Source organism: Roseovarius nubinhibens ISM (assembly GCF_000152625.1).
Lineage (GTDB): Bacteria > Pseudomonadota > Alphaproteobacteria > Rhodobacterales > Rhodobacteraceae > Roseovarius > Roseovarius nubinhibens.
The window spans coordinates 371,677-387,203 of record NZ_CH724156.1; the positions used below are offsets into that span (position 1 = coordinate 371,677).

The following is a 15,527-nucleotide window of genomic DNA, read 5'->3' on the forward strand; positions in this document are numbered from 1 at the left end:
CGCGCTTTGCAAGACAGAATCCACCGCTTTCGATGACTTCTTTCCCGTGCTGCGCGATTTTTCGCAGCCCATCCGGACCACAGTCGCGATACCGTCGCTTTACCGACGTGTTACCGACAGGCCATTTTACACGAAAAAAGCGCCCCCGCAGGGGCGCTTTCCAAATCTCAGGCGATAAATCCCTGAAATTATTCGATGATTTTCGAGACGACGCCAGCGCCGACGGTACGACCGCCTTCACGGATGGCGAAGCGCAGACCGTCTTCCATAGCGATCGGCGCGATCAGCTCAACTTCGAATTTCAGGTTGTCGCCCGGCATCACCATCTCGGTGCCCGACGGCAGGTTCACGGTCCCGGTCACGTCCGTCGTACGGAAGTAGAACTGCGGACGGTAGTTCGCGAAGAACGGCGTGTGACGGCCACCTTCGTCCTTGGTGAGGATGTAGGCCTCAGCTTCGAACTTGGTGTGCGGTGTCACCGAACCCGGCTTACACAGAACCTGACCACGCTCGACGCCTTCACGGTCGATGCCGCGCAGCAGGGCGCCGATGTTGTCGCCAGCTTCCCCACGGTCGAGCAGCTTGCGGAACATTTCAACACCCGTGCAGGTGGTTTTCTGCGTGTCGCGGATGCCGACGATTTCGATCTCGTCGCCCACGTTGATCACACCACGTTCCACACGACCGGTCACAACCGTACCACGACCCGAGATCGAGAACACGTCTTCGACCGGCATCAGGAAGGGCTGATCCACGGCACGTGCCGGGGTCGGGATGTACTCGTCCACAGCCGCCATCAGCTCACGGATTTTCTCTTCGCCGATTTCCGGGTTGTTGCCTTCCATCGCCGCCAAGGCCGAACCCGCGATGATCGGAATGTCGTCGCCCGGGTAGTCGTAGGAGCTCAGCAGTTCGCGGATTTCCATTTCCACCAACTCGAGCAGTTCCTCGTCGTCGACCTGGTCAACCTTGTTCATGAACACGACCATGTAGGGGATGCCCACCTGACGGCCGAGCAGGATGTGCTCGCGGGTCTGGGGCATCGGGCCGTCGGCTGCGTTCACAACCAGGATCGCGCCGTCCATCTGCGCCGCACCGGTGATCATGTTCTTCACATAGTCAGCGTGGCCGGGGCAGTCGACGTGGGCGTAGTGACGGGTGTCGGTCTCGTATTCCACGTGTGCGGTCGAGATGGTGATCCCGCGGGCCTTCTCTTCAGGCGCGCCGTCGATCTGGTCATACGCTTTGAAGTCGCCGAAATACTTCGTGATCGCAGCGGTCAGCGTCGTCTTGCCGTGGTCAACGTGACCAATCGTGCCGATGTTCACATGCGGTTTCGTGCGGTCAAACTTTTCCTTTGCCATATTCCGGGCGCCTTGTCAGTTGGGGGGCCATCCTGACCCAGTTACACTTTCCGCGCGGCACATATTGCGTTGCAGTCGGAAAATCAAGCGGTTCCTTGCCCTCTCGGGGCGACAGATTGCGGGGGATCAGTTTCTGCGAGGTGTCTTGGCCGCGCGGGGCGCCTCTTTGGTGCCGCCGAACCAGCCTTCCTGATGATACTGCCGTTCAAGCCAGCTCTGGATCTGCTTCGAGGCATTGAGGCTCAGGTTGCGCATCTGCCGGGCCTTGGACTGGGTCAGCCCCGAGCCGAGAAACGTGTTGCCAGACAGGGTTTCGACCACGGTGATCGTCTCCGGCTTGTCGTTGAGCTTCTTGCCCGCCGCATCGTCCCAGACCGTCACATTGAGGATCAGCGCCGATTTCGGGGAGGCAACGATCGGCACGCCCGGCACCGCCAGAACATAGCCTTCGATCGACACGCCCAGATGATAATAGGCCTCGCCATCATAGCGCTTAAACCGGTCATCCACCGCCGTTTTCACGGCCTTGATCCACTCTTCCTTGCTGGCCTCGCGCGACGCGGGCCCCTTGGTCAGGTTCGGCGCCACCACGGCATTATGCCCGAGAAGGAAATTGCCAAGCTCGGCCGGTTCCTCATGCAGATCATGGGGGTTGGTGCAGGCCCCAAGAGCCAGCAGCACAAGCAGGGGCATCACAAAACGCAGCATGGGCACATCCCAGTTAGGTTACATCGCCCCCCGATAGCCCAGCCAGCCCCGCGGCGCAACGATTTGCCCCACACGCAGGTCGCGCTATAGTCGCCCTAGCCACGAAAGGAGCCGCCATGCCCCCTGCCCCCCCGGTACGAGTGCCCCTCGTGACCAAACCCATGGGCATTCTGGCCTCGCTGCGCTCCGCACGGCGCAATATCCTGAGCATCATTCCCGAGATCGCCACCAAACAGCCGATGGTCTCGGGCCGCACCGGCAAGCGCTGGCATATGGTGATGGACCCCGGCGCGATACGACGTATCTTGTTGGAAGAGCTCGACAATTACCCGAAATCCCTGGTCACGAAAAACCTGCTCCGCCCGGCAGTGGGCGAGTCGCTCTTTATCGCCGAGGGCGATCATTGGCGCTGGCAGCGCCGGGCGGCGGCACCGGCGTTTTCCCATCGCAACGTGCTCAACCTCGCGCCGGTGATGAGCGGCGCGGCGGGGCGCTCGGCGGATCGTGTCGCCGCTGCGGGAGGCCAAGCCATTGATATGGCCGAAGATATGGTGCGCACCACCTTTGACGTGATCAGCGATGTAACCTTCTCGGGCGGCGATGCCTTTGACGCGGATGGGGTGCATCGCGCGATTGACGATTACATCTCGGCGGCGGGCAAGATTTCGCTCTTCGACATCCTCGGGTTTCCCGACTGGGTGCCGCGTCCGGCCCGGGTCGCGGCGGGGCCGGGGATGCGCCAGATGAAGGCGCTGGCGGACCGGGCGGTGAATGACCGAAGAGCCCGGGGCCATGACGGCACACCCGATCTGCTCGACCTGCTGCTCGCCGGGGAAGATCCTGAAACCAAACGCAAAATGAACACGGCAGAGCTGCGCGACAACCTTCTGACCTTCATCGTCGCAGGCCATGAAACCACGGCGCTGACATTGGCCTGGTCGCTCTATCTCTGCGCCTTTGACCAAGAGGTGCAGGACCGCGCCCGGGCCGAGGCCAAAGCGGTTCTGACCGATGGCCAGCCTGCCACCGGCGAGGATGTGGCGAAGCTGCCCTTCATCCGCCAGATCGCCGACGAGGCGTTGCGGCTCTACCCGCCGGCGGGGATGATCTCGCGCACGGCGCTCAAGAAAGACCGGCTCTGCGACCGCGATATTCGCCCCGGCGACACGGTGATCATCCCGATTTATGCCTTACATCGCAACCACTTACTATGGGATGACCCCGATCACTTCCGCCCCGAGAGATTTGCCGATCGCAAGGCGGTGGACCGCTATGCCTACCTGCCTTTTGGCGACGGGCCGCGCATTTGCATCGGGTCGAGCTTTGCCCTGCAAGAGGCGGTGATCATCCTTGCCACGCTGCTCGCACGCTTCCGCTTTCGTCCCATAGCAGGCCGCGATCCCAAACCGGTGATGATCCTCACCCTGCGCCCCGAAGGCGGGGTCTGGCTCACCGCCGAAGAGCTCTGAAACGGCACGTCGGTAACACGTCGGTATTGCGACAGCAAAACGACAGTGGTGATTTTGGCCCCTCTCGACCATGAAAAAACCCGGCCGCGATGCGCTGCGGCCGGGTCTCTTTCTGGTGTCAAATACCCCTGCCCGACAGGGGCCAAGGGCGCGCCCGTTTAAGTAAAGCGATTGTCGCGCGGGAAGCCGCGCGGCGCCATGCGCCCGGTCCCGGCCCGTTTGCCAAGCCATTCGCCGAGATCCGTCTCGGTCCGCGTGCGCCCGGCCGGGTCGAGCCAGCTCAGCCCTTCGGCCAGCGTAAAGGTCGTGGCATCCGACAACCCGCCATCCTTGTACTTTTGCAACCGCACGCCCTTGCCGCGGCCCATCTCGGGCAGCTCGTCGAGCGGGAAGACAAGAACCTTGCGATTCTCGCCCACCACGGCCACGTGATCGCCGCTCACCGGCTTGCAGACCCGCGCCCGCGTGTCGCCGCGCACATTGAGCACCTGCTTGCCGGTCCGGGTCTGCGCCAAAAGCTCTTCTTCCGGCACCACGAACCCATCGCCTGCCGAGGACGCCAAGAGCATCTTGCCGCCGGGCTTGTGAATGAAGATGTCGATGATCTCGGCCTCGTTGGGCAGATCGACCATCAGGCGCAAGGGCTCGCCCATGCCACGCCCGCCGGGCAGGTTCGCCGCCGAGATCGTGTAGAACCTCCCCGTCGAGGCAAAGACCAAGAGCCGGTCGGTGGTCTCGGCATGGAACATAAAGCTCGGCCCGTCGCCATCCTTGAACTTGAGCTCGCGGCCAAGGTCGATATGGCCGGTCATGGCGCGGATCCAGCCCATCTGGCTACAGACCACGGTGATCGGCTCGCGCTCGATCATCGCCTCGATCGGCACCTCTTCGACCTCGCCCGCCTCGGCAAATGTGGTGCGCCGGGCGCCCCCTTCATAGTCCTTGCCGAAGGTCTTCTTGGCCTCGCGCAGCTGATCCGAGATCGCCGCCCATTGCAGATCCTCGCTCTCGAGCAGATCCTCGAGCCCGGCGCGTTCCTCCATCAACGCATCGCGCTCTTTCACCAGCGCCATCTCTTCGAGACGCCGCAAGGCGCGCAGCCGCATGTTGAGGACCGCTTCGGCCTGCACCTCGGTCAGCCCATCCGGGGCCCCCGGCGCGGGCGGCACGTAATCGGCCTCGTCCATGGCGCGGACAAAGTCGCGGCCCCAATCCTCGCGCATCAGCGCGGCCTTGGGGTCTTCGTCATAGCGGATGATGTCGATCACCCGGTCGAGATTGAGGAAGGCCACGATCAGACCCTCAAGCACCTCGAGCCGGTGGTCGATCTTCTCCATCCGGTGCACCGAGCGGCGCTGCAGCACCTCGCGGCGGAAATCGAGGAAGGCACGCAGCACTTCCTTCATCGAGCAGACCTTGGGCGTGACCCCGTCGATCAGCACGTTCATGTTGAGCGAGAACCGCACCTCGAGATCGGTGCTGCGGTAGAGCATCCCCATCAGCACCTCGGGATCGACATTCTTCGAGCGCGGCTCGAGAATGACGCGGATGTCATCGGCGCTCTCGTCGCGGACATCGGCGAGGATCGGCACTTTCTTGGTCTGGATCACCTCGGCCAGCTTTTCGATGAGCTTGGATTTCTGCACCTGATAGGGAATTTCGGTGACGACGATCTGCCATTGTCCCCGGCCCAGATCCTCGACCTCGTAGCGGCAGCGCAGGCGGAACGCCCCGCGACCGGTGCGATAGGCCTCGGCGATGTTCTCGCGCGGCTCGACGATGATGCCGCCGGTCGGGAAATCCGGCCCCGGCACATAGTTGAGCAGCGTGTCGTCGCGCGCATCCGGCACCTTGATCAGATGCAGGCAGGCATCGACCAGTTCGGGGATGTTATGCGGCGGGATATTCGTCGCCATGCCGACCGCGATACCGCTCGACCCGTTGGCGAGAAGGTTCGGGAAGGAGGCGGGCAGCACCACCGGTTCGGTGAGCGTGCCGTCGTAATTGTCGCGGAAATCAACGGCATTCTCGGCCAGCCCCTCGAGCATGGCCTCGGCCACCGCCGTCATCCGCGCCTCGGTGTAGCGGCTGGCGGCGGGGTTGTCGCCGTCGATATTGCCAAAGTTCCCCTGCCCGTCGACGAGCGGGTAACGCACCGCGAAATCCTGCGCCAGACGCGCCATCGCGTCATAGATCGCGGCATCGCCATGGGGGTGGTAATTGCCCATCACGTCGCCGGAAATCTTGGCCGACTTTCGGAAGCCCCCGGTGGAACCTAATCGCAGCTCGCGCATTGCATATATGATCCGGCGGTGAACGGGTTTGAGCCCGTCCCGCGCATCCGGCAAGGCCCGATGCATGATCGTCGAGAGCGCATAGGTGAGGTAACGCTCGCCAATGGCGCGGCGCAACGGTTCGGCCACCGCCTGGGGGGCCTGATCGGGATCGTCGAGAAGGTCGTTCATGGCGATTGTGATACTCGGGCGTCGGGGAACGGTAAAGCGGCTTTACAGGCCGTACCGGGGAAACTTTCTGGGCTTTCCCACAAAAGCTACACGAGAATCGTGTATACTGTGGGGGCTGCTACTCGGGTAACGAGAAAAATGATTGGGGGAACTATGTGGCGCTTTATCTTGATAACATTTGGATTTCTAGGCTTCGCCTTTTACGAGCTGAGCGGAGGGGCCGATTATGCGCCCAGTGACAATTCCCTGCAGGCGCATATGCAACGCGACCGGGCCGAACGCCAGGTTGCTGCTGCCAGTGCCACGCCCGCTGCGACAAAGACCGAGACATCTGCCAAACCGGCCCAAGCCTCGCCGCAGGTGACGCTCGCCACGGTCAAGGCCGAGACGCTGAGCGCGACCTCGGGCCAGGACGCGGCCATCGATCTGGCGCTGGCCAAGGCGCTGCAGGACAGCAAGGGCACGCCCCCCGCTGCTGAGGCTAAGGTCACCACCGCCGCACAGACTGTCATCGGTCTTGGCGAGCTGACCGGGCGGACCGGCAATGGCAATGGCGTGAGCCTCGTGCTGGCCTCGGCCGGCAGCGCGGACGCCTCGGGCATGGGCGCGCTGGGCCAAGGGCTTGAATATGTGCAAGTGGCCGCGGCCGACAGCCGCAATGTGGCGGGTGCGGGTCAATCCGCCAGCCCGTCTGAGGCCAAGCCCGAAGAGAATTTCGTCGTGCTTTCCACCGATCGCGCCCCCGACATGCGCGAAGTCACCGGCAATGTGGTCAACATGCGCTCGGGCCCCGGCACCAAATATGGCCGTCTCGATCAGCTCAACCGTGGCGCCAAGGTCGAAGTGCTCGAAGATATGGGCAATGGCTGGCTGCGGCTGCGGGTCGAGGAAACCGGTCGGGTGGGGTATATGGCCGCGCGGCTCGTCTCTGACGCGGGCTAAGACACACGCAGCCCATTGCACAAGGGCCGCATCCGGGTCAGGGTGCGGCCATGAGCCAAAAAACCATTCTGATCACCGGATGCTCGTCGGGCATCGGATATGACGCCGCCCTCGGTCTGCGCGACCGGGGCTGGCGCGTGTTTGCCGCCTGTCGGCGCGAAGACGACTGCGCCCGCCTGCGCGAGCTGGGCTTTGACGCGCCGCGCATCGACTATCAGGACGGCGCCTCCATAGATGCCGGGCTGGCCGAGGTGCTGGAGGCCACGGGCGGCACGCTGGACGCGCTCTTCAACAATGGCGCTTTCGCCTCGCCGGGTCTTGTCGAGGACATGCCGACCGACGGGCTGCGGGCCATTTTCGAGGCGAATTTCTTTGGCTGGCATCATCTGATCCGGGCGGTGATACCGGTGATGCGCGCTCAGGGCCATGGCCGCATCGTGCAATGTTCCTCGGTGCTGGGCCTGGTGACCCTGCCCTGGCGCGGCGCGTATAATTCCACGAAATTCGCCCTCGAAGGCATGACCGACACGCTGCGCATCGAAATGCGCGGCACCGGCATTCATGTGAGCCTGATCGAGCCCGGCCCGGTCACCTCAAAAATCCGCGAAAACGCCATCCCCCATTTCGAACGCTGGATCGATTGGGAAAACGCACCGCGCGCCGAGGACTATGCCAAGCTGCGTCACCGGCTCTATCAGAGCTCGGGGCCGGACGCGTTCGAACTGCCACCCTCGGCGGTGACCCGCAAGCTCGCCCATGCGGTCGAGCATCCGCGGCCGCGGCCGCGCTATTATGTGACCACCCCCACCTATCTCATGGGCGGGCTGAAACGCGTGCTGCCGACCCGTTGGCTCGACGCCATTCTGGCCCGCGCCTGACGCCCGACTTCTTCTGGCCTTAAATATCCTCGCCGAAGGCGAACGCGCGCTCAGACAAGATCGGTTTTCTCGGCTCTCAGCAGCGCCTCGGGGGCCGGGCGCATCAACCGGGCCGCGCCATGCCCCGCCTCGCCGAGCCAGAGCGGCCAATCCTCCTCAGCCAGCACCACCGGCATCCGGTGATGGATTGGCGCGAGGGTCTCATTGGCGGCGCAGGTGACGATGGCGCAGGTGGCCTGCCGCGCTTCAGCCTCACCCCAGTCCTGCCAAAGCCCGGCCAGCGCCAGCGGGGTGTCATCCGGGGCGGCAATCTTCCACGGCTGTTTCGCGCCTTTCTCGCCGGTCCATTCGTAGAACCAACTCGCCGGGATGAGACAGCGCCGGGCGCGGGCGGCGGCGCGAAAGGCGGGTTTCTCGGCCAGGGTTTCGGCCCGCGCGTTGATCAGCAGCGGGCCATCATTCAGCGCCCGCGCCCAATGCGGCACGAAGCCCCAGCGCATCTGGCAGAGCTGCCGGCCGGTCTCGCCCTGCCGCACCACATGCACGGGATCGGTGGGGCGGATGTTGAGATTGGGAACGGGGGGCAGATCATTGGCAGGCTGCGCCCGAAAGAGCCGCGCCATGGCATCGTCTGGCAAGGTGATGGCAAACCGTCCGCACATGGGCAGAAGATGGCGCGGGGCCGCGCCGCTGACAAGGGGGCGCTGCCCCCGGCCTGCGGCCTCCCCCGGGATATTTGACGCCAGAAGACGCGCGCGCCGCTTGACGCCGCTCGGAGGGCGCTGCAAACACTCGGGCCATGATCATACTCAAGATATTTCGCGCCGAGGAATGGGCGGCGCTGCGCGAGACCGGCGAGAGCCGGGGCGCGCCTGTCGATCTGGCCGATGGCTATATCCATTTTTCCACGCCCGAGCAGGCGCCCGAGACGGCGGCCAAGCATTTCAAAGGCGAAGAGGGCCTCATGCTGGTGGCGGTCGAGACCGATCGGCTGGGTGAGGCGCTCAAATGGGAAGTGTCGCGGGGCGGGGCGGAGTTTCCGCATCTCTACCGGGAACTGCGGCTCAGCGACGTGACCTGGGCGCAGCCGCTGCCCTTGGAGAATGGCACGCATCACTTTCCGGCGGGGCTCTGATGAACAGATTGGAAGAATTGGGCCTCAAGGCGCTGCATAAATTCGATCCCGAACGCGCCCATGGGCTGGCGATCAAGGCATTGACCAGCGGGCTTGTGCCGCTGTCTGGCCCGGTGACATCACCGCGGCTGCGCACCGAGCTGGCGGGGCTCGACCTGCCCAATCCGGTGGGGCTTGCCGCCGGGTTCGACAAGAATGCCGAGGCGCTCGGGCCGCTGTCGCGGGCCGGGTTCGGGTTTATCGAGGTGGGGGCGGTGACGCCGCGCGCCCAGCCCGGCAACCCGCAGCCGCGGCTCTTCCGGTTGACCGAAGATCGGGCGGTGATCAACCGCTTTGGCTTCAACAACAAGGGGATGAAGGCGGCCGCCGCGCGGCTCGCCCGGCGGCCCAAGGATGCGGTGATCGGGTTGAACCTCGGGGCCAACAAGGACAGCGCCGACCGGGCCGATGATTTCGCGCAGGTGCTGCGGCGCTGCGGCGTGCATCTCGACTTTGCCACGGTGAACGTGTCCTCGCCCAATACCGAGAAGCTGCGCGATCTGCAGGGGGCCGAGGCGCTGGCGCGGCTGCTGGCCGGGGTGATGGAGGCGCGGGACAGCCTCGGGCGGGCGTTGCCCGTCTTTCTCAAGATCGCGCCGGATCTGAGCGATGGCGAGCTCACGGAGCTGGCCGAGGTGGCGCAGGCGGGCGGCGTGGCGGCGATCATCGCCACCAACACGACGCTCGGGCGGGATGGCCTCAAGAGCGCGCATCGCGACGAGGCGGGCGGGCTCTCGGGCGCGCCGCTTTTTGAGAAATCGACACGGATCTTGGCGCGGCTGTCGCAGCTGACCGAGGGCAAGATGCCTCTTGTCGGGGTGGGCGGGATCAGCTCGGCCGAGGAGGCCTATGCCAAGATCCGCGCCGGGGCGAGCGCCGTGCAGCTCTATTCGGCGCTGGTCTATGAGGGGCTGAGCCTCGCCGGGCGCGTGGCGCAGGGGCTCGACGATCTACTGGCGAAGGACGGGTTTGCCCATGTGGCGGATGCGGTCGGCACCGGGCGGGAGGCCTGGCTGTGAGCACGCTCTGGCACAATCCGCGCTGTTCCAAATCACGGCAGGCGCTGGCGCTCTTGGAAGAGCGCGGCGCGGCGGTGGTGATCCGCCGTTACCTCGACGACGCGCCGAGCGAGGCCGAGCTGCGGGCGGTGGCCGAGGCGTTGGGCGTGGGTCCGCGCGACATGATCCGGCGCGGCGAGGCGGCGTATCGCGAGCTGGGCCTCAAGGACGCCAGCGAGGACGCGCTCTTTGCCGCCATGGCGGCGCATCCCAAGCTCATCGAGCGGCCGGTGTTTCTCAAAGACGGGCGCGCGGCGCTGGGCCGTCCGCCTGAGCAGGTCCTCGATATTCTCTAGCCTTGGCGGGCGCGGTCTAGGCCTGCGCCGCGCGTTCGAGCGCCGGGTAGCGCATCCCGAGGGTCACGCCGCGGGCGACAAAGCTCACCAATAGCGCGAGCCAGAGCCCGTGATTGCCAAGCCAGGGCACAAGGATCAGCGCCGCCACGATATAGGCGGCGAGGCTCAGCACCATCATGTTGCGCATGTCCCCGCTGCGCGTGGCGCCGATGAAGATCCCGTCGAGCATCCACGCCCCCACCCCGAGCACCGGGGCCGCCACCATATAGGGCAGGTAATCGCGCGCCGCCTCGCGCACCATGGGCGCGGTGGTCATCACATCGATGAGCAGCCCGCCCGCCAGCGCAAAGGCCGCCGCCAGCACCACATTCGTGCCAAGCGCCCAATGGGTCGCCAGAAGCGCGCCGCGCCGCAGCCGGGTGACGCTCCGCGCGCCCATTGCCTGCCCGACCAGCGCCTCGGCGGTAAAGGCGAACCCGTCCATCGCATAGGCGGTGATGTTGAGGAATTGCAAAAGCACCTGATTGGCGGCGAGCGTCACATCGTCGAACCGGCCGCCGAGCAGCAGGAAGGAGACGAAGATCACCTCGAGCATGAGCGAGCGCAGCAGGATGTCGAAATTCACCTGCGCCATGTTGCGCAGCGCCACCGCGTCAAAGACCCGCGTCCAGTCGCGCCAGGCCGGCACCCGGAACGCATCGCGGCAGAGCCAGAAGCCGAGCGCCAGCCCGCTCCATTCCGCGAGGAAGGTGGCAAAGGCCACGCCTTCGACGCCCCAGCCGAGACCGAGCACGAACCACAGGTCGAGCACGATGTTGAGCCCGTTCATCCAGATTTGCAGCACCAGAACCGCGCGCGTTCTCTCGAGCGCCACCAGCCAGCCCGTGATGCCATAGAGCGCGATGACGGCGGGGGCGCTCCAGATGCGGATCTGCATATAGGCGCGGGCCATGCTCTCGACCTCGGCGCTGGCGGGCGAGACCATGAACGCCCCGGCAAAGATCCAGATCTGTAGCGCCACGAGGCAGATGCCGGCGCTGAGCCCGATCATCAGTGCGCGGGTCAGCAGTGCCGCCACCTCGCCGGTGCGGCCGGCGCCATGGGCCTGGCTGGTGAGCCCGGTGGTTCCCATCCGCAAAAAGCCGAAGATCCAGTAGATCGCGGTGAGCACGATCGCCCCCACCCCGACCGCGCCGATCGGCACCGGATCGCCCAGCTGGCCGACCACGCCGGTGTCGACCGCGCCGAGGATTGGCACGGTGGCATTGCTGAGCACGATGGGAAAGGCGATGCGGAACACCCGGCCATGGGTGATGTGCCGCTCCGGCTCCGGGATGGCCCTAGCCATCTTTGCGGGGCATCACGAAATGGCCTTGGGCCTGGGCAAAGGGACGGTCGCGATTGTCTTGCCATGCCTCGACATGAACCGAGCCATAGCGCCGCCCGGCCCGCGTCACCCGCGCCCGTGCATAGGCGTCGCGCGGCAGGCCCGAGCGCAGGTAATCGACGGTGAAATCGACGGTGCGCGGCAGCCGGGGCATCTGGCCGCCGGCGAGCGCCTCGGCGTCAAACGCGCCGCTTTCGATCTCGGACCACAGGAGGTTCCAGCTCAGCCCGATGATCGCGGTGACCTCGAGAAAGGCCGCTGTCGCGCCGCCATGCAGGGCGGGCAGGATCGGGTTGCCGATGAGCTTCTCGTCAAAGGGCATGATCGCGGTGAGCTCGTCGCCGCGGCGGTCGAACTGAATGCCGAGAAAGCGGATATAGGGCACGCCATCGACCAGCGCGGTGAGCGCGGCGTCGCGGCGTTGTTTGACCACTTGGACGGGATCGGGGCGGGCGCGCGGGCTCATCTGCGGTCCTCCACGGTGAAAGTGCCGGTGGCGGTGGCCACCGGACGGGTTTCGTCGCCATCCGAGGCGATGGCGCGGACAAAGGCCACCGAGCGGGTGATGTGATGGCATTCGGCGCGCACCCGGATCGTGGCGCGCGGCGTGGCCGGGCGCATATAGTCGATGCGCAGCCCGATGGTGGCGGTCACCCCCTTGAGCTGCGGATGGCTCATCGCCGCCGCGCCACAGCAAGTGTCCATCAGCGCGCTCACCGCGCCGCCGTGGATCACCCCGGTTTCCGGGTCGCCCACCAGATCCTCGCGCCAGGGCATCGACATCACCGCCACCCCGTCGCCCATTTCTTCGGGCTCCATCCCGAGCGCCACGGCATGGGGCAGCGCCTCGAAGAAGCGGCGCGCCATGCCGAGCCGCTCGCCCGGCGGCACATCGCCGCCTTGCAGCGGGTTGAAGGTGGGGTCTGGTCTGTCGTTGCTCATCGCGCGGCCTCGGGCTCGGATCGGTCGGATTCTGCTCTCTTGCCAAAACTTTAGGCGCTTCCGCCAGCCCCCGCCAGCCGAAAGCGGGTTTTCGCCCTGCCCCCTGCCCCACCTTGGCGACAACACTTGACAGTTGATGAAACACTGCTAACTGTTGCAATTGAGAATAATTCGCAATTGCAGGAAACATGATGACCCCGCCCGCAGACAGCACCATGGCCTATGACACCACGCCCGCCCCTCTTGTGGCGCGGCTGGGCGCGTTCCGGCCCAAACGACTGATCATCGCAATGGCCTTTCTGGCGCTGGCGCTCTGGCCCGGCGAGCTTGGCGAGGTCACCCGTGGGCTGATGGTCGATGCCTATGTGCAGGTCTCAGTCTTTGTCGCGGCGACGCTTTTGCTGTTTTACGGGGCCGAGCGGCTCTTTCGGTTCAACATCGGCACGGCGCTCAGCCGCGCCAAGGGCTGGCAGGTGCCGATTGCGGCGCTGATGGGGGCGACGCCGGGCTGTGGCGGTGCGGTGGTCGTGGTGGCCGCCTATTCCTCGGGCCATGTGGGCTTTGGCGCGGTGGTGGCGACACTGACCGCGACCATGGGCGACGCGGCCTTTCTGCTCATCGCGACGCGGCCCGAAGCGGCGCTGGTGGTGCTGCCCCTGTCCTTTGTGGTGGGCATCCTGTCGGGCTGGCTCGTCGATCGGTTCAACCGGGTCGAGCTCCATTCCAGCGCGCGCCAGCATTGCGAGATCGCGCCGCGCCTCGGCCCCAAGGCCCGGGCCCGCGACTGGGCCTATCTGGCGCTGGCGCTGCCCGGCCTGGTGATCGGGGTCAGCCAGCTCGCCATGTATGACATCGACGCGCTCTATGGGCCGCTGCCGCTGATCCTCGGGCTCGCGGGCACGGCGCTTGGCCTCGCCATCTGGGCCAGCTCGCCCTTGCAGGCGATGACCAACCCGGAAGACGGCCCCCTCACCCGGATGGCCGAAGAGACGAGTTTCATCTCGGTCTGGGTGATCGGCGCCTATCTCGCCTACGACTACATCGTGATGTTCACCGGGCTCGACCTTGAACAGCTCTTTGCGACCGTGGCGCCGGTGCTGCCGCTGGTGGCGGTGCTGATCGGCTTTGTCCCCGGCTGTGGGCCGCAGGTTCTGGTGGCGACGCTCTATATCAACGGGGTCATTCCCTTCTCGTCGCTGATTGCCAATGCGATCTCGAACGATGGCGATGCGCTCTTTCCGGCGATCGCGCTCAACCCCAAGGCGGCGGTGCTCGCCACGGCCTATTCGGCGGTGCCGGCGCTCATCGTGGGCTATGGGTTCTACCTGCTGGCACCCGGCTTTATGAACTAGGCGGGGCCGCAACCTTCCCCTACTGTAAGGTTTCGCCCCCCGGTCACACGGGGGGCTTTATTCCGCGACGCAAATCGTGCAGGCTGGCCCTACCGGAGCGTTAACAGAGGTAGACCCGAGCCTTCCATGAGCGACACCCGCCTGACCCTCAAAGAAATGTGCGCCAAGTTCGACGCAACGCCGCGCACCCTGCGTTATTATGAGTATATCGAGCTGTTGCAGCCCGAGCGGGAGGGCCGCACCCGATATTACGGGCCGCGCGAATGCGCCCGGATGACGCTCATCCTGCGGGGGCGGAAATGGGGGTTTTCGCTCGAAGAGATCCGGCAATGGCTGTTGATCTACGAGGATGAGGGCAATGAGGCGCAGATGCGCAGCATGATCGAGCTGGCCGACCGGCAATTGGCCGATCTCGCCGAACAGCAAAAGCAGCTCAAGGAAGCGGTGAGCGAGTTGCAGGAGCTGCGCGACAAGGTGGCGGCGGATCTGTCGAAGGGCTGAGCCCCCTGCCCCGATCCTAGCCCCGCACCTAGCCCATGCTCGCCCGTGCCGCCTCTGTCATGGCGCGGCTGAGCGGGGCGAGCTCTTCCGCCGCGAGCCGGTTCACCTGCCAGTAAAGCGGCCGTGCCATCACCGCGCCGGGGATGAGCTCTATGAGACGCCCCGCCGCCAGATGATCCGCCACCATCGGCGCCGGGTTGAGCGCCCAGCCCATCCCCATCACACAGGCCTCGACAAAGCTCTGCGACGACGGCAGGAAATGGGTGGGATAGCTGAGGCTATGGCCAAATTCTGCGCGCAGCCAGTCCTGTTGCAACCCGTCCTTCTGGCTAAAGGTCAGACCGGGGGCGCGGGCCATGGCCGCCTCGGTCACGCCTTGCGGGAAATATCTGCGCAGGAAATCGGGGCTCGCCGTGGCGTGGTAGCGCATCGCGCCGAGCGGCGTCACCTCGCAGCCCTGCACCGGGCGCTGCGTCGCGGTCACCGCGGCCAGCACCCGGCCCGCGCGCAGCGCCTGCGCCGTCTCGGTCTCGTCCTCGACGGTGAGGTGAATGAGATAGCCTTCGCTCTGCGAAAACGGCGCCAGCGCCGCCAGCGCCCAGGTGGCGAGACTGTCGGCATTGACCGCGAGGCTGAGCGTCACCGGTGCCGCCCCCGTGCCTGCCCCTGCGCCGCCGGGCAATTCGCGAAAGAGCGTGCGCTCCATCAACCCGACCCGTTCCATATGACGGCAGAGCGCCGCGCCTTGCGGCGTGGCCCGGCAGGGCGAACCGCGCTCGATCAGCACCGCGCCGAGCCGTTCCTCGATCTGGCGCACCCGCTGGGACACGGCCGAGGCCGTCACCCCGAGCGCGGCGGCGGCCCCGTCGAAACTGCCGGTCTGGGCGACAAGCGCCACGGTGCGGGCGGCGGGATAGTCGATCATGAGATTAAGTCCAGCTAATGCAAAGTTAGATTGTTTAATTTGTTTAACCCGGCGCCCTGCGTTAGG

General features: G+C 65.6%; 16 protein-coding genes. 8 read left to right on the plus strand and 8 right to left on the minus strand.

What is annotated here, in order from left to right; translation table 11 throughout:
* Positions 1-188 precede the first annotated feature (188 nt).
* Together tuf and ISM_RS01925 are read right to left on the minus strand one after the other, a co-directional pair.
* Positions 189-1,364 carry an elongation factor Tu gene (gene tuf / locus ISM_RS01920; RefSeq protein WP_009812398.1) on the minus strand — a complete coding sequence of 392 codons (1,176 nt, stop codon included), beginning with the start codon at positions 1,362-1,364 and terminating at the stop codon, positions 189-191.
* Between the two features lie 126 nt (positions 1,365-1,490).
* Positions 1,491-2,072 (minus strand): hypothetical protein, encoded by a 582-nt coding sequence (locus ISM_RS01925; RefSeq protein ID WP_009812414.1) that lies wholly within the window; start codon positions 2,070-2,072, stop codon positions 1,491-1,493.
* A gap of 161 nt (positions 2,073-2,233) precedes the next feature.
* Here ISM_RS01925 and ISM_RS01930 point away from each other — a divergent pair, with 161 nt between their 5' ends.
* Positions 2,234-3,541, plus strand: coding sequence for a cytochrome P450 (locus ISM_RS01930; RefSeq protein ID WP_009812415.1), 1,308 nt, complete (start codon positions 2,234-2,236; stop codon positions 3,539-3,541).
* Positions 3,542-3,699: 158 nt separating this feature from the next.
* Here ISM_RS01930 and ISM_RS01935 read toward each other — a convergent pair whose 3' ends face one another.
* On the minus strand, positions 3,700-6,006 hold the full coding sequence (locus ISM_RS01935; RefSeq protein WP_009812416.1) for a DNA topoisomerase IV subunit A: 2,307 nt from the start codon (positions 6,004-6,006) through the stop codon (positions 3,700-3,702).
* 168 nt (positions 6,007-6,174) lie between these two features.
* Here ISM_RS01935 and ISM_RS18355 point away from each other — a divergent pair, with 168 nt between their 5' ends.
* Both ISM_RS18355 and ISM_RS01945 read left to right on the plus strand, forming a co-directional pair.
* Entirely contained in the window at positions 6,175-6,948 is a 774-nt protein-coding gene (locus ISM_RS18355; RefSeq protein ID WP_254655630.1) for an SH3 domain-containing protein, read from the plus strand.
* A 50-nt stretch (positions 6,949-6,998) separates the two neighbouring features.
* Complete coding sequence (locus tag ISM_RS01945) at positions 6,999-7,826, plus strand: SDR family NAD(P)-dependent oxidoreductase (protein WP_009812418.1); 828 nt, start codon at positions 6,999-7,001, stop codon at positions 7,824-7,826.
* Between the two features lie 50 nt (positions 7,827-7,876).
* Here the strand turns inward: ISM_RS01945 and ISM_RS01950 are convergent, their stop codons facing one another.
* Positions 7,877-8,488: an SOS response-associated peptidase gene (locus tag ISM_RS01950; RefSeq protein WP_009812419.1), complete on the minus strand. Its 612-nt coding sequence runs from the start codon at positions 8,486-8,488 to the stop codon at positions 7,877-7,879.
* 137 nt (positions 8,489-8,625) lie between these two features.
* Here ISM_RS01950 and ISM_RS01955 point away from each other — a divergent pair, with 137 nt between their 5' ends.
* Genes ISM_RS01955 through arsC form a run of 3 tightly spaced genes read left to right on the plus strand, consistent with a single transcriptional unit; the run spans position 8,626 to position 10,354 of the window.
* Entirely contained in the window at positions 8,626-8,961 is a 336-nt protein-coding gene (locus ISM_RS01955) for a DUF952 domain-containing protein (protein WP_009812420.1), read from the plus strand.
* Positions 8,961-10,019 carry a quinone-dependent dihydroorotate dehydrogenase gene (locus ISM_RS01960; RefSeq protein WP_009812421.1) on the plus strand — a complete coding sequence of 353 codons (1,059 nt, stop codon included), beginning with the start codon at positions 8,961-8,963 and terminating at the stop codon, positions 10,017-10,019. The genes ISM_RS01955 and ISM_RS01960 overlap by 1 nt, the downstream gene beginning before the upstream one ends.
* Positions 10,016-10,354 (plus strand): arsenate reductase (glutaredoxin), encoded by a 339-nt coding sequence (gene arsC, locus ISM_RS01965; RefSeq protein ID WP_009812422.1) that lies wholly within the window; start codon positions 10,016-10,018, stop codon positions 10,352-10,354. Before ISM_RS01960 ends, arsC begins: the two co-directional genes overlap by 4 nt.
* A 16-nt stretch (positions 10,355-10,370) precedes the next feature.
* On the opposite strand, the gene ISM_RS01970 is transcribed toward arsC, so the two are convergent.
* From ISM_RS01970 to ISM_RS01980, 3 genes are read right to left on the minus strand one after another with little or no spacing between them, the layout of a single operon-like run.
* A complete protein-coding gene (locus ISM_RS01970; RefSeq protein WP_009812423.1) occupies positions 10,371-11,702 on the minus strand; it encodes an MATE family efflux transporter in 1,332 nt (443 codons plus the stop codon).
* Entirely contained in the window at positions 11,695-12,207 is a 513-nt protein-coding gene (locus ISM_RS01975) for a PaaI family thioesterase (protein WP_009812424.1), read from the minus strand. The genes ISM_RS01970 and ISM_RS01975 overlap by 8 nt, the downstream gene beginning before the upstream one ends.
* Positions 12,204-12,608 carry a PaaI family thioesterase gene (locus ISM_RS01980; RefSeq protein WP_040618244.1) on the minus strand — a complete coding sequence of 135 codons (405 nt, stop codon included), beginning with the start codon at positions 12,606-12,608 and terminating at the stop codon, positions 12,204-12,206. The genes ISM_RS01975 and ISM_RS01980 overlap by 4 nt, the downstream gene beginning before the upstream one ends.
* 266 nt (positions 12,609-12,874) lie before the next feature.
* Between ISM_RS01980 and ISM_RS01985 the strand changes: the two genes are divergently transcribed.
* Both ISM_RS01985 and ISM_RS01990 read left to right on the plus strand, forming a co-directional pair.
* Positions 12,875-14,035, plus strand: coding sequence for a putative manganese transporter (locus ISM_RS01985; RefSeq protein ID WP_254655631.1), 1,161 nt, complete (start codon positions 12,875-12,877; stop codon positions 14,033-14,035).
* Positions 14,036-14,161: 126 nt separating this feature from the next.
* A complete protein-coding gene (locus ISM_RS01990) occupies positions 14,162-14,536 on the plus strand; it encodes a MerR family transcriptional regulator (protein WP_009812427.1) in 375 nt (124 codons plus the stop codon).
* A gap of 28 nt (positions 14,537-14,564) precedes the next feature.
* Here ISM_RS01990 and ISM_RS01995 read toward each other — a convergent pair whose 3' ends face one another.
* Positions 14,565-15,461: a LysR family transcriptional regulator ArgP gene (locus tag ISM_RS01995; RefSeq protein ID WP_009812428.1), complete on the minus strand. Its 897-nt coding sequence runs from the start codon at positions 15,459-15,461 to the stop codon at positions 14,565-14,567.
* Positions 15,462-15,527: the final 66 nt, after the last annotated feature.